Consider the following 13,141-nt stretch of genomic DNA (forward strand, 5'->3'; position numbering starts at 1 on the left):
ATCAACGCCGTCCGTTGGCGGCCGCCCTCGCCTCCTCTTCGGTGTGCACGAGGGGGGTGTCGACCAGGTGCTCGGCGAGGAACCAGGCCTGCAGCTCGTTGCGGCGGATGACGTCGGAGACCAGCAGGTCGTTGGTGCCGTCGTCGCCCTGCTCCATGACCCGCCCCGCGGCGTCGTGGCATTCCTGGAGGATCATCTCGTGCGCCTCGAGCAGGCGCGACAGCATCGCCGGGACCTCCTCGGCACCGTCCGGCGGCCGCGGTACCCGGGTCAGCTCGGCCACGTGCCGGGGGTCCCCGACGGCGATGCCGCCCAGCGTCTGGACCCGCTCGGCGAGGGTGTCGACGAGCTCGATCTGCTCCTCGGCGTGCTTGTCGAGCAGCAGGTGCAGCTGGTAGAAGGTCGGGCCGCGCATGAGCCAGTGGTGTTTTTTGTAGAGCGAGTAGAGGATCTGGGTGTCGGCGAGCACCTGGTTGAGCCGCTCGCAGGAGTACAGGCGGGCGTCGTGGGACAGCGCGACCGGGAACTGGCGCAGCTGGCCGAACCGCTGGATCTCGCGGCCCTGCTGGTGCAGCCAGGGCTGGCTGCCGCTTTTCTTCTTGGTGGCTGGCTTGGTGGCTGGCATGGAGCGCCCTGTGCCCGGCCGGCGCCGTTCAACCCTCACCCGGCGCGGTGACTCCGTCGCGCGGCGATCGCCGGGCCGGGAAGTGGCGGTACGCGTGCTGTCCGAGGGGGCTCGGATCAACCGGGACGGCCGTGTGGGCAGCGTGACCCACGAGGATGCCGTGGCGCGGCTGGCATCTTCTGGGCATCGGCTGGCGGATACCGCACAGAGTGGTCCGCCGGTGAGCGCGATCGCCGGCCCGGGAGGGATGATGAGGGTGACGCGGTACGCTCTCCCGCCTGCCCCCATAGGGTGAACGGGATAGGTAAGCTGCGATCCCGACGACGAGTTGAGCGGCTAGAGCTACGGGGGGTGCCGGCCGGATGACACAAGCGCCCGTGTCCGCGCGGGGCAGCGCGACCGCGCCGCCCGCCGGACGACCCGACGCCGTGGACCGGCCGCAGCTGCGGCGCCGGCCCGGATACGTCGGCGGGATCCACATCGGGCGCCTGGTGCTGGTCGAGGCCGTCGTGCTGGGCATCGCGGCCCTGCTGCCGCGCGGGCCGATCGTCGCCGGGATCGCCGGAGCCGCCGGCCTGGCCGTCGTCCTCGTCGCCCTGCTGCGCAGCCGCGGCCGCTGGTGGCTGGAGCGGCGCGCGATGACCCGCGAGCACAACCGCCGCCGCTTCGCCGCGCCCGACCCCGCCCACGAGCCCGACCGCCGCCTGGTCATGCTGCGCACCCTCGCACCGGGGATGCTGGTCCGCGAGGTGCCCGGCGCCACCGCCGACGGCCCGAAGATCGGCATCGGATGCGACGCCGCCGGGTGGTACGCCGCGGCCGTCCTCGGCACCGAGACGTCCATGCGGGGCGATGCCGAGCCGGGTGTACCGCTGGATCTCCTCGCCCGCGTGCTGGACGAGGCCGAGCACCCCGGCGCGGTCGTGCAGGTCACCACCGTGAGCGTCCCGGCGCCGTGGCAGCGGGTTGACAACACCCAGTTCGCCGCGCGCTCCTACCGCGAGCTGCAGCAGCTGCAGCCCGGCCCCGCCCTGCCCGCCGAGCGCACCACGTGGGTCGCGGTCCGGCTCGAGGCCCGCGCCCGCGCCGAGGTCGGCATGGCCGGCAGCTACGACGCCGAGCACGCGCCCGCGCTCGTCGGCTCGCTGATCCGCAAGGTCGGCCGGCTGCTGCGCGACGCCGGCCTCGAGCACCACATCCTCACCGGCGACGAGCTCACCGACGCCCTCGCCCGGGCCTGCGAGCTCGACCCGGCCGTGCCCGGCGAGTCGTGGCGGCCGCAGGAGGACTGGACGAACTGGCGCTCCGGCGAACTGGCGCACAACGTCTTCTGGCTCAAGACCTGGCCGCGGCTGGACGACACCTCCGCGCTGCTGGAGCACCTGATCTCGCTGCCGTCCTCGTCGTCGGCGACCTCGCTGACGCTGACCCGCGACGGCGGGGGGCTGGCGCTGCGCTGCCTCGTGCGCGTCTCGGCCCCGGCCGCGGCGCTGGAGGCCTCGGCCGGCGCGGTGACGGAGGCGGCGACCGCGGCGCACGCCGAGCTCGTGCGGCTCGACGGGGAGCACGGGCCGGGGATGTACGCGTGCGCCCCGACCGGGGGCGGTGCGAAGTGAGCCACCCGCAGCAGCCGCCGGAGCCCTACGAGGAGCAGCCCGGGCGGCACAGCGCGCCGCCGCCGGAGCAGATCGGGCTGCACCGGGGCGGGGTCGGCCGGGCCCAGGTGCCGCCGGCGGCTCGCGCCGCGCAGTACTCCCCGGAGCAGGCCGCGGCCTACGCGGCCCAGGTCCAGGCTGCTCAGGCCGCTCAGGCTGCTCAGGCTCAGGCCGCCGCCCAAGCGCACGCGCAGGCCCAGGCGGCCGCCCAGGCGCAGGCCGCCTACGCCGCGCAGCAGGCGCAGTATGCCCAGGCTCAGGCCGCCGCTCAGGCTCAGGCTGCTCAAGCTCAGGCCGCTCAAGCTCAGGCCGCGCAGCAGGCTCAGTACGCCGCTCAGGCGCGGGCCGCCGTGCCGCAGCAGGCCCAGCCGGTTCGCGAGCACGTGACGACCGAGGTGCGCCCGGCCGCCGCGCCCCCGCAGTTCGACCTCGAGAGCTCCCTGTCCCGCACCGCCGCGCCCAACCTGCCGTGGCAGCAGGCCCAGGCCGCGGCCGGGACGCTCGCTGCCCAGCACCCCGCGCAGGCCCCGGCCCAGGCCCGCCCCGAGGACCTCGCGGTCCGCCGGCAGGGCCCGACCGGGCCGCCGACGAGCACCCCGGCCCCGGCGCGGCGCACCGGCAAGCCGCTCGGGCCGAGCCTGCCCCGGCTGCACGTGGGCTGGCACGACGTGAGCGCGGCGGCGCTGAAGCAGGTGCGGGGCGGCACGGGCGCGACGGGCCTGATGCTCGGCGTGGACTACCAGCGCCAGCCGGTGCCGATCCGGCTGTTCCGCCCGGAGCCGACCCGCGTGACCCTGGTCGCCGGGCTCTGGGCGCAGCGGCTCCTGGTCTTCCGGACCCTCGCCCTGGGCGCCCGCGTGATCGTGATGACCGGCGACCCGCGCCCGTGGCAGGGGCTCGGCGAGTGGGCGACCGGGATGAGCGACCGGCTGCTGTTGTGGAACGATCCGCGCCCGCCCACCGCCCCGGCGAGCGCCCGGCAGCCGCTGCTCATCGTGACCGACGTGAGCCAGGTCGGCTTCGGCGCGCGCCCGGAGCTCGGGGCGTGGCAGACGCAGGTGACGGTGGTACGCAAGCTCGGCGCCGAGCACGCGCACACGCTGCAGGGCTGCAACCTCGTGATGCTGCAGAAGCTCAGCCACCAGGAGGCCGCAGTGGCGGGCCAGGCGCTGAACCTCACCGAGAGCGGGGCCGGCCTGCTGCAGGAGATGACCCCGGAGATGCTCGCGCTCATGGGCAGCGGGGCCAACCGGTACGTCTGGCTCTCCCCCACCGGGGTCGAGCAGCAGTATCACGGGCCGCCGCAGCGCTGATCACTCGTCGCGCGCGGTGTGCTTCTCGTGCAGGGCCGCCATGAACAGCTTGTACATCTCCGCGAGGGCCTCGGGCGGCAGCTCCATCCCGTTGGTGCCGCCCGGGTTGAGCCGCAGCGCCGGCCCGCTCGTCGCCCCGCCCTGCGACCCGCCCCTCGGCGCGGTCTGCGACCAGCTCCCGGCGCCGCTCTGCGACCCGCTGGCCGCCCAGCCTCCGGCGCCGCTCGACGCCCCGGTCCGCGGCCGGCTCTGCGGGCCGCTCTCCGATTCGTTCTCCGGCCAGGCGACCACGATGTCGACGAACGGTACCGAGACCCACTCGCGGTCGCCGACCTCGGCCTGCATGTGCGCCACCGACGTGAAGGCGAAGATGATCTCGCGGCCGTCGACCAGCTCGGCGCGCCACCAGGGGAACTCGGGGTCGGTCACGTCGCGGGAGATGCTCGGCACGATCCGGTCGGTGCGCACGACGGTCCAGTAGGCCGCCTCGGGATCGTCGGGGTCGGGCTGCGGGTTCGCCGCGGCCAGCTCCTCCTCCGTCGGCAGCGGCAGCACCAGATGTGCCTCGAGGAGGGCGGCCATGTACGCCTCCCGGTCCTCGGCCAGCACCGCCCGGCGCAGCGCGTCGTCCAGCGGCCACCACTCGGGCTCCCACGGCGGCAGGGTTTGCACCGCGTCCGGCGACAGGTACGCCTGCACGGGCAGCCCGGGGTCCACGGCGATGCCCCAGCCGCGCTCCTGGATGGCGTGCACGACCTCGAAGAGCGGGGTGCGGCGCACGGCCTGAACCTCGGGCGGCAGCGCCGGGCCGGACGTCCAGGCCAGCACGTAGGTCGTGCCGCCGGCCGGGGACGTCGCCAGGGTCACCGGCTCGCGCCCGGCGGCCGCGGCCGGGGTGATCGGCAGGTAGAGCGCCTCGTCGGACAGCGCCTTCAGGTAGGCGATCTGGTCACCGGCCGCGACCGCCGCGGCCATGGCCTCCTCGGCCTCGGTCGACGGCCGCCAGTCCCCGCCACCGATCGAGGGCCGCGGGCCGTCGGCACCGGGCGAGGGCCGCGGGTCTCCGGCACCGGGCGAGGGCCGCCAGTCTTCGGCGCCGGGCGAGGGCTGCGGGCTATCGGCGCCCGGCGACGGTCGCCAGTCCCCGGCGCCGGGCGAGGGCCGTCGATCGTCGGTGCCGGGCGGGCGCCAGTCGTCGTGCGGGCCGTATGCGCCGGCGGGGCCTGAGTCGTACGACGGCGTCATGACCAGGTGCCGTCGTCGGTGACGCGGGCCGGGAGGCGGCCTCCTAGCAGCGTGGCGATCGCCTCGTCCACGGTCGCGCCGGCGAACCAGTCGGCGGTGTGGTCGAGCACGAAGACGCGGCCGTGCTCGTCCATGGCCAGCAGCCCGGCGCCGTCGTCCTGCTCGCCGATCGGCGTGAGCCGGGCCTGGATCAGCTCGCCGAGCTCGGCCAGCGTCGTGGCGGCGTGCAGGCCGCGCAGCGGGTCGAAGACGATGCCGGTGCGGGCGATCTCGGCGCCCTCGCCCGCGGCCCGGACCGTGAGGCCGCCGAACTCGGCGAGCACGGCCAGGGCGGCGGGCACGACGGTGTGCTGCTGCCCGGACGGCGAGGCGTGCGAGGCGAGCGCCAGGCCCCACATGCGCGCTTGGGGCGTCACGTCGCGGCCGGGCTCCCAGCCCGCCTCGCGCAGCGCGGTCTCCACGTCGGGGGCGAAACGCGCGGGGCCGCTCATGACGCACGCTCCAGCAGCGCGACGCAGACGCGGCCGGTCTCCGCGCCGGAGGCGAAACGCTCGACGCGGCTCATGACGCACACTCCAGCAGCGCGACGCAGACGGGGGCGAAAGCGCGGCTCATGACGTGCCCGCCTCGATGCCGAGCCAGTCCAGCAGCGCGGTGCAGGTGCGGCAGGGCCGGGCGGGAGTGCCGTGCACCGGGTCGCCCTCCTCGCGGATGTGCACCAGCGACAGCTGCGCGCCCCAGAGTTCGGCCCGCGCGGCCGCCGGGGTCAGCGGGGTGCCGCCGAGGGCGCGCTCGGCCTCGTGCAGGCGGTCGGAGACGAGGACCATCTCCGCGCAGGAGCCCGCGTAGCGCTCCCGCGACTCGACCGGCAGCTCGTGCAGGAACCGCCGGATCAGCGCGTGCAGCTCGGGCGGGGTGTCGCCGCGAACGGAGGTGTGCCGGTAGACCGTGTCGCCCACGAGCAGCGCGCCCGCGGTCAGCGGCAGCCTGCGGCCGGTCGTCGCCCTGGTCGCCATGCCGCACAGCGTAGCCGCCCAAACGCGGACTGACTGCCCATAGGCGGGCGTCGTGGTGAGCGCGGCTGGCTGCGATAATGCGAGGGCACCTTTCGTCTGGAGCACCGGGGGCCGTCATTCGCACACTTCTCGTCTCACCGCAGCAGCGGGGTGCGTACGCCACCATCGGCGACGCGCTCGCCGCGGCCACCGACGACTCGGTGATCGCGGTGGCCCCGGGCACCTACGCCGAGGCCATCTTCGTCACCGGCAAGCGCCTGAAGCTGGTGAGCTCCGACCCGGCGGGCGGCACCGTGACGCTGGACGCGTCCGCGATCCCCTATCCGGCCGTGAGCGCGCGCAACGCCACGCTGACGATCGAGGGCTTCACGCTGCTGGCGGCCGACGCGCCCGTGGTCACCGCGCGCGGCACCCAGCTCGCGCTGCACGGCTGCGACCTGACCGCGCGCTTCGGGCCCGGCGTCGACCTGGCCGGTGGCTCGATCGACCTGCGCAAGTGCACGATCACCGGCGCGCAGTACGGCGTGGTGGTCGAGGACGCGCCGGGCACCATCGACGACTGCCAGATCAGCGAGGTCGCCGAGGACGGGATCATCGTGCGCATCGGCGCCGATCCGGTGATCACCGGCACGGTCGTGCGCGGGTGCGGGCGGCGGGGCGTCTACGTGTACCAGTTCGGCAAGCCGACGCTCGAGGGCTGCGAGGTGACCCAGACCGGCGACGCCGGGGTGGTCGTGGCCCACCAGAGCTCGCCGACGATCCGCCGCTGCAAGATCCACGACACCCAGGGCGTCGGCGTCTCCGTCGCGCGCGGGTGCGGCGGCGCGATCGAGGAGTGCCAGATCGAGAACACCGGCGTGCCGGCCGTGGACATCGCCGAGGGCGCGACCACGACGCTGATCACCGCCCGGCCCGACGCGGCGCCGCTGACGATCGGCGACGGTGCCCCGGCGGCCGGCGGGGACGCGGCCGCCGTCGAGGCGCTGCTGGGCGACCTGGAGACGATGGTCGGCCTGGCCGGCGTCAAGGACGAGGTCCGGGCGCTCATCGACGAGATCCAGGTCAACGAGTGGCGGCGCAGCGCCGGGCTCTCGGTCGGCGCGATGAGCCACCACCTGGTGTTCGCGGGCGCGCCGGGCACCGGCAAGACCACCGTGGCCCGCATCTACGGCAAGCTGCTCGCCGCGCTGGGCGTGCTGCCGAAGGGCGCGTTCAAGGAGGTCTCGCGGCGCGACCTGGTCGGGCAGTATCTCGGCCACACCGCCGAGAAGACGTCGGCCGCGTTCGAGGAGGCGCGCGGCGGCGTGCTGTTCATCGACGAGGCCTACACGCTGTCGCGCACCATGGGCTCGGGCGGGGACTTCGGCCAGGAGTCGATCGACACCCTGGTGAAGCTCATGGAGGACCACCGGCACGAGATCGCGGTGATCGCGGCCGGCTACACCGCCGAGATGGACGAGTTCATCTCGGCCAACCCGGGTCTCGCGTCCCGGTTCACCAAGACGATCGTCTTCGAGAACTACAGCCCGGAGGAGCTCGTCCGGATCGTGCGCCGGATGTGCGCGGCCGACGACTACGTGCTCGGCGACGACGTGGAGCCGGCGCTGCTGCGCCACTTCGCCGCCGTCGAGCGCGACGCCAACTTCGGCAACGCCCGCGACGCCCGGAAGCTCTTCGAAAGCGTCCGCAAGGCCCAGGCGCAGCGCCTGCGGGTCCTGGGCCGCCGCCCGAGCCTCGACGAGCTGCGCATCCTCGAACCGGCCGACCTCGAAGCGGTCACATGAGCGGTACGGAGCGAAGCGGAGTGGCCGCTCATCAGGCAGCACAGGTACGGCACCGGAGCGACGCGGAGGTGACGGTATGAACGAGCCCGAAGAGTTCCGGGCGAGCTGGGCGCAGACCTGGCACAACTACAGCAAGCCGTTCCTGCCCACCAACATCGTGGTCGCCCTGCTGATGTTCGTCATCGGCTACATGATCGCGGGCTACGCGGGCATGGTGCTGGGGCCGATCCTGGTGGTCGGCGGGATCACGCTGCTGCACCGGGTGGCGAGCCGCCAGCAGGGCCTGCGGCTGTCCCCGAGCGGCGTGGAGTTCCTGCGCCGCGACGGCAAGGTCGTGCGCATGCGCTGGGCCGACATCCAGAGCGTCGTCGTCATCAACCGCCGCTCCGGCACCGTCATCGCGCCCTACGGCGTGGGCCGGGCCGCGGCCCAGGCGGGCGTCGACATGTTCGCCGACGCCAACACCGGGCCGGGCCTCACGGGCGTCGGCGAGATCCTCGACCACAGCCAGGTCGAGCGGCAGCGGCAGCACGGCGCGGAGTGGGTGCCGTTCGGCGACCCGCTGACCGTGAACATGAGCCTGGCCATGATCGACCGGGGCTGGACGTCGGGACGGATCGGCGACTGGTTCCGCCGCTACCGGCCCGACCTCCTGCCGTAGAGCCGGGAACTGCAATGAAAAGAGGGTGACCAGCCGCGGGCCTGGCAGCGACGGCGCGCAGCGCCGAGCGGTGTCTGGCGGGAGCGACGGTCCGCACCACCGCGGACCCGAGTCATGCGCTCAGGAACGAGCCTCGGGCCGCACGCCCGGCAGCTCGACCGGCCAGGGCTTGTTGTCGTCCTTGCCGTTCCAGGCCCGGTAGGTCAGGTGGTCCGGGCCCGGCACGCCGTTGACGTCGCGGAGGGCGACCACCACGGCGTCGACGATCTCGCGGTACTCCGCGCTGGTCGGCGGGTAGGGGACGGACCGGTGCCACCGGTAGCCCTCGCGGCGCATCGGCGGTGCCCAGCCGAGCGACTCGAGGATGCGCGTCCCCTCCGGCGTCGGGGCCTCCTCGACCGCCGGGTCCTGCACGGTCTCCCCGCTGACCTCGGCGAAGGTCTCGTCGAGGTACTGCGCGAACTGCGCGAAGTGCCAGGGCTGCTCGCGATGGCTGATGACGAAGAGGATGCCGTCGCCCATCCGGCCCAGCTCCTTGCGCAGGGCGGCGGCGAACTCGTCCCACGTCGGGGTCGTCGGCGCGGTCACAGGTACTCCTCCTCATCCGGGATCCACTCCCGGGCCTTGAGGTCGATCGGGCGCCACAGCCACAGCTTGACCCCGATCGGCGCGCGGATCAGGTTGATCGCCGAGTCGCCGATGCGCCACTTCAGCTTCGGCAGGTTGCCGTCCTCGAGCCCGTAGGGCTTGCCGAACGCGGCATTGATGGCCCGGCCCGCCACCGAGAACGCGTCCTGGCGGAAGTCGCGCCGCTCGTCGGTGTCGCGCCCGCGCATCTGGGTGTGGATCGACGCCGTCACGACCTCGGGCGTGCCGTCGTCGCCGAGGCCGACGCTACCCTCGCCGAGCCCGTCGCCGGGGTCGGTGAAGAACACCTCGTCGTTGTGCTCGATCTCGGTCCAGCCGAGCTCCTGGATGATCTGCTCGGCCGGGGCGTTGCGCAGCAGCGGCCGCACGGTCATCAGTTTGCGAACCAGCGCGACGACCTCGTCGCCGCTGAGCATCCGCAGGTCGGTCGACATGGGCCTACCTTAGCCAACCGCTCCCCGCGCGACGCGACTCGGCGGGAGCCACGCCGCGCACGAGTGCGGTGAGGGCCTCGTCGATGTCGCGGCCCAGGAACCGCTCGGTCTCGCCGGCGGTGCCGATGCCGTGCTCGGGGTGCAGCACGATCTCGCAGTTCCAGCCGGGCACCGAGCCGAGCGGCAGCAGCGGGCCGCCGAGGCGCCCGGCCGCGGCCGCGAGCCGGTCGGGGTCGCTCGGCGGGCCGTCGGGCAGCAGGTGGAAGGCCGTCACCCGCCAGTCGCGCACGTAGCCGTAGACGGGGTAGGTGAGCCCGCCGAACTCGGCGAGGATCTCCTCGGCCCGCGGGTCCAGCCCCTCGGCGACCGGGATCTGGCGGCCGGGCGTCCAGCCCACGGTGAGCAGCAGGTCGTACACGTCGGGCGGCAGGCGGAACTGCATCGGCGCGGGCGGCTCGAACGGGCCGGGCATGCGCGGCAGCAGCGCCTGGTGGGCCTGGCCGCACCGGTCGGCGTGGACCCGCAGCGGGAAGTGGGCGCGCTCGGTCATCACGTCGAGCAGGCCCTTGGGCGGGGCGACGCCGTGGTGCTCCAGGTAGTACTCCAGCGCCAGCGGCCAGACCCACTCGCCGTCGGTGCGGTAGCCGCGCGGCACCACCGGCTCCGCCTGCGGGTCGAGCGCGTCGGCGCCCCTGGTCAGCGGGTCGCGGATGACCCAGGAGCCCCGCCGCAGGTAGCGCAGGACCCGGAAGAAGCGGCGGTTGTTCCCGGCGGTCATCTCGCCCGGCACCAGCTGCCCGCCGGTCTGCTCGCCCAGCACGACGAACTGGAACGGCTCGTCCGACTCGCCGAGACTCATGGCTGTCCCCCATCGAGACGTTCGAGGTCGGCGTGTTCGGCCTGCCAGTCGCGGTACCACGCCTCGAACCAGGGCCGCCCGGCGGCGAGGGGCACGATGGTGGCGACGGTCTCGCGGTAGTACGAGGCCCGCTTGGCCGGGCGCGGGTGCGTGCGCAGCCGCTGGACGTTGCTCACCCGGTCCGCGAGCTTCACGGCGAGCGCGGCGTCGGGCGCGTCGCGCAGGGCGGCCAGGTACGCCTCCCGGTCCCCCTGCTTCGTGACCCACCCGACCAGCTCGGCGACCCGCGGCCCGAAGCGCTCCCGCACCTCGTCGAGCGTCGTCGGGGTGTCCTCGACGACGTCGTGCAGCACCGCGGCGCACAGGGTGTCGGGGTCGCGCTCGCCGACCGCCTCGACCAGCACCTCGAGCGCCTCGAGCAGGTGCTCGACGTAGGGCTCCCCGGCGGGGCGCCGCTGGTCGCCGTGCCGCTCGACGGCGAAGGCCACCGCCGCGTCCAGCGTGGCGAGGGTCGGCGGCGGGAGCCGGTCGGCGAAGCGGGTGCGCAGCACGGGCCAGCCCACGGAGCCGTCAAACGTGCGCGGCACCGCCGGCCCCTCCCCGCGCCTCGAACGTGGTGGCGTCCACGACCGGGGAGGCACCGGTCAGCCGCACCGCGTTGTTGCGCCTGCTCCAGACGGCGGTGATCGTGTACCCGGCCCGCGCGGCCGGCAGCGTGACGTACCCGGGCGACTCCTCGAGGGCCTCGACCGTCCAGCCGCCCGCGTGCAGCGCCGTGGCGACCTGCCCCAGCACCGTGCCGGCATCGGCGCCGGCGGGCGGGACGGCGAGGTACTCGCAGTCGGTCTGGTACCGCTCCTCGGCGAGCACGACGGAGCCCGGGCCGATCCGGTGCGCCTCGGCCTCCCGCGTGCGCCGCACCCGGGCCCCGGGCACCGCGCCGGCCGCCGCCGCGAGCTGCGCGTCGAGCCACGAGCGGGACTGCTCCAGCCAGCGGCCCATGTCGTCCCAGCCCGCCGGGATCGGCTGGACCTCGGGGCGGGGCCGCACGCCGATCGGCTCGCCGCGCTCGAGGTGCCGCGCGCGCCACTCGGGCCACGAGGGCAGCGGGGATCGCGGGGCCTCGGGTGCTGCCGCCGAAGTCTCGAAGTCCGCGATCAGCCGCCGCTCTCCCAGGGCCGCCCGGGCCGCCCCGACGGCGGCGCGCACGGCCTCGTCGTCGGGGTAGTCGCGGCCGTCGACGACGAACGCGGGCGTGAGGTCGTCGTCGGCCTCCCCCAGCCGGAAGACATAGAGCGTCTCGCGCTCTGTCATGAGCTGTCCTCCAGCTGATCGAGGGCGGCGGCCTCCTCGAACGCCTCGCGGACCGCCTGCGCGTCGGCCGCCGACATGGACACGTAGGGCTTGTAGAGCGAGTTGTGCTCGATGTCGGCCGCGATCGACGCGCGCAGCGTGGTCAGCTGCAGCTCGAACGCGTACTTGTTCCCGTTGACCTCGATGCCGATGCAGAGCGGGATCACCCGGTACTGCGGGCTCTTCGACTTCGGGGAGGCGTACATGTTGTCGACCTCCACGATCCGCCCGCCGTCGCCGACGCCGAACTCGTCGACGACCGCCTGCAGGGTCTTCCACAGGCTGCCGGTGTCGGGCACGGTGATCCGCGCGCCGACGGCGTCGATGATATCGCCGACGCGGTACCAGGGGCGGCCGGGCGCGTTCTCGCGGCCCCGGCTCATCCGGCCGACCTTGTCGATGAGGCCCTCGGCGTCCTTGGCCCGGCTGTTGTAGTCGACCGGCCCGTCGGTGGTCTCGCGAATCCGCTGGGCGATGTCCCCCAGGACCCGGTCGACCTCCGGCTTGAGCTCGGCGGTGAGCCGGTCCGCGTACTCGCGCACCAGCCCCATCTCGGCCCCGGTCGGTTCCGTGCCGACGCCGAGGGCCGGATCGGAGGCCTTCATGTCGGCGATGTACAGCCCCATCCGCGGCTGCTCGGCCCCGTCCACGACAACCTTGTTGACCCAGTCCGGCACCTTGGCGTAGAGCGGCCCGCGGCCCGGGTTCTCCTGCAGGAACTGGTGCAGGTCGCCGCCGTAGCGGGCCAGGGCGTCGCCGCGGGCCAGCTCCTCGATGTGGCGCAGCACGAGGTCGCGCAGCAGCGGGTTGCGCAGCGAGTTGGTGACGTTGAGCGCGTGCGGGTCGTCCAGCAGCTTCTCGACCACGCCCGCCAGCTCCGGCGAGTGCGGCGCGATCCGCTCCTGGACGAGCCGGTGCGCCGTCAGGTTCGCGTCAGCAGGATCCGGCGCAGCTCCGCCTCCGAGGGCATGATCGTGCGGGCCGCCCGAAGGGTCTGCTCCGCCTGCTCCCGGGTGATCTCCTGGGAACCCGGCGGCGGGCTCGCCGCCCAGGATCGAGAGAATGTCGCCAGCTCGATAGCCACCGCCCGGCTCGTCCCCGGCGAGTCCTCCGAGATCGTGACCAGGGCCGCCGTCGCGAGGTCCGGGGTCGCGTGGTAGCGGTACGCCACCGCCGGGCTCTCCTCCACCTTCAGCATCACGCCCACGGCCGCCGGGCTCGGCGTCGCGGACTCCAGCCGGAGGGTGACCCACCCCTCGGCCCGGTCCCGCGGGCTCTCCGGCTCGATCCCCAGCACCGTCGCGCGGATCCCCGTACCGTCCCCCAGCCTCATCCCCGGCTCGATGATGCCCCCCATCTGGAACCCCGAGACCATCAGACCCCGGCCGGTCCAGTCGAACAGGCGCTCCACCATGATGCGGATCACCGGCACCCCCTCCGTGTTCGCGCAGCGTCGTGGCCAGCGTGTCGCGGTCGGCGAACGCGTCCGGCCCGAGCACCACCACGCGGCCGCCCTCCTCGGGCGGCACGATCGCGGCGACGCCCTGA

General features: G+C 74.3%; 13 protein-coding genes. 4 read left to right on the forward strand and 9 right to left on the reverse strand.

The features are described 5' to 3' along the window. Position 1: 1 nt before the first annotated feature. The gene (locus tag ABT369_RS11445) at positions 2–625 is read right to left on the reverse strand and encodes a Dps family protein (protein ID WP_350611646.1); all 624 of its coding nucleotides are present in this window, start codon (positions 623–625) and stop codon (positions 2–4) included. Positions 626–987: 362 nt separating this feature from the next. Between ABT369_RS11445 and ABT369_RS11450 the strand changes: the two genes are divergently transcribed. Further along, positions 988–2,241 (forward strand): type VII secretion protein EccE, encoded by a 1,254-nt coding sequence (locus ABT369_RS11450; RefSeq protein ID WP_350611647.1) that lies wholly within the window; start codon positions 988–990, stop codon positions 2,239–2,241. After that, a complete protein-coding gene (locus ABT369_RS11455) occupies positions 2,238–3,593 on the forward strand; it encodes a hypothetical protein (protein ID WP_350611648.1) in 1,356 nt (451 codons plus the stop codon). Before ABT369_RS11450 ends, ABT369_RS11455 begins: the two co-directional genes overlap by 4 nt. Here ABT369_RS11455 and ABT369_RS11460 read toward each other — a convergent pair whose 3' ends face one another. The 3 genes from ABT369_RS11460 to ABT369_RS11470 all read right to left on the reverse strand — a co-directional run bounded on the left by ABT369_RS11460 (position 3,594) and on the right by ABT369_RS11470 (position 5,854). After that, positions 3,594–4,838: an SseB family protein gene (locus tag ABT369_RS11460; protein WP_350611649.1), complete on the reverse strand. Its 1,245-nt coding sequence runs from the start codon at positions 4,836–4,838 to the stop codon at positions 3,594–3,596. Beyond that, the gene (locus ABT369_RS11465) at positions 4,835–5,329 is read right to left on the reverse strand and encodes an SUKH-3 domain-containing protein (RefSeq protein ID WP_350611650.1); all 495 of its coding nucleotides are present in this window, start codon (positions 5,327–5,329) and stop codon (positions 4,835–4,837) included. Before ABT369_RS11465 ends, ABT369_RS11460 begins: the two co-directional genes overlap by 4 nt. A 120-nt stretch (positions 5,330–5,449) precedes the next feature. After that, on the reverse strand, positions 5,450–5,854 hold the full coding sequence (locus ABT369_RS11470; RefSeq protein ID WP_350611651.1) for a YwqJ-related putative deaminase: 405 nt from the start codon (positions 5,852–5,854) through the stop codon (positions 5,450–5,452). A 77-nt stretch (positions 5,855–5,931) separates the two neighbouring features. Between ABT369_RS11470 and ABT369_RS11475 the strand changes: the two genes are divergently transcribed. Together ABT369_RS11475 and ABT369_RS11480 are read left to right on the forward strand one after the other, a co-directional pair. Further along, entirely contained in the window at positions 5,932–7,638 is a 1,707-nt protein-coding gene (locus ABT369_RS11475) for a right-handed parallel beta-helix repeat-containing protein (protein ID WP_350611652.1), read from the forward strand. A 76-nt stretch (positions 7,639–7,714) separates the two neighbouring features. Beyond that, positions 7,715–8,299 carry a hypothetical protein gene (locus tag ABT369_RS11480; RefSeq protein ID WP_350611653.1) on the forward strand — a complete coding sequence of 195 codons (585 nt, stop codon included), beginning with the start codon at positions 7,715–7,717 and terminating at the stop codon, positions 8,297–8,299. A 120-nt stretch (positions 8,300–8,419) separates the two neighbouring features. On the opposite strand, the gene ABT369_RS11485 is transcribed toward ABT369_RS11480, so the two are convergent. From ABT369_RS11485 to ABT369_RS11505, 5 genes are read right to left on the reverse strand one after another with little or no spacing between them, the layout of a single operon-like run. Then, entirely contained in the window at positions 8,420–8,887 is a 468-nt protein-coding gene (locus tag ABT369_RS11485) for a TY-Chap domain-containing protein (protein ID WP_350611654.1), read from the reverse strand. Further along, on the reverse strand, positions 8,884–9,381 hold the full coding sequence (locus tag ABT369_RS11490) for a DUF6301 family protein (RefSeq protein ID WP_350611655.1): 498 nt from the start codon (positions 9,379–9,381) through the stop codon (positions 8,884–8,886). Before ABT369_RS11490 ends, ABT369_RS11485 begins: the two co-directional genes overlap by 4 nt. A gap of 4 nt (positions 9,382–9,385) precedes the next feature. Next, complete coding sequence (locus ABT369_RS11495; protein WP_350611656.1) at positions 9,386–10,240, reverse strand: SUKH-3 domain-containing protein; 855 nt, start codon at positions 10,238–10,240, stop codon at positions 9,386–9,388. Further along, complete coding sequence (locus tag ABT369_RS11500; RefSeq protein ID WP_350611657.1) at positions 10,237–10,827, reverse strand: HD domain-containing protein; 591 nt, start codon at positions 10,825–10,827, stop codon at positions 10,237–10,239. The genes ABT369_RS11495 and ABT369_RS11500 overlap by 4 nt, the downstream gene beginning before the upstream one ends. Continuing rightward, positions 10,811–11,554 carry a hypothetical protein gene (locus ABT369_RS11505; protein ID WP_350611658.1) on the reverse strand — a complete coding sequence of 248 codons (744 nt, stop codon included), beginning with the start codon at positions 11,552–11,554 and terminating at the stop codon, positions 10,811–10,813. Before ABT369_RS11505 ends, ABT369_RS11500 begins: the two co-directional genes overlap by 17 nt. Positions 11,555–13,141: the final 1,587 nt, after the last annotated feature.

The organism is Dactylosporangium sp. NPDC000244, assembly GCF_040300725.1.
Classification (GTDB): domain Bacteria; phylum Actinomycetota; class Actinomycetes; order Mycobacteriales; family Micromonosporaceae; genus Dactylosporangium.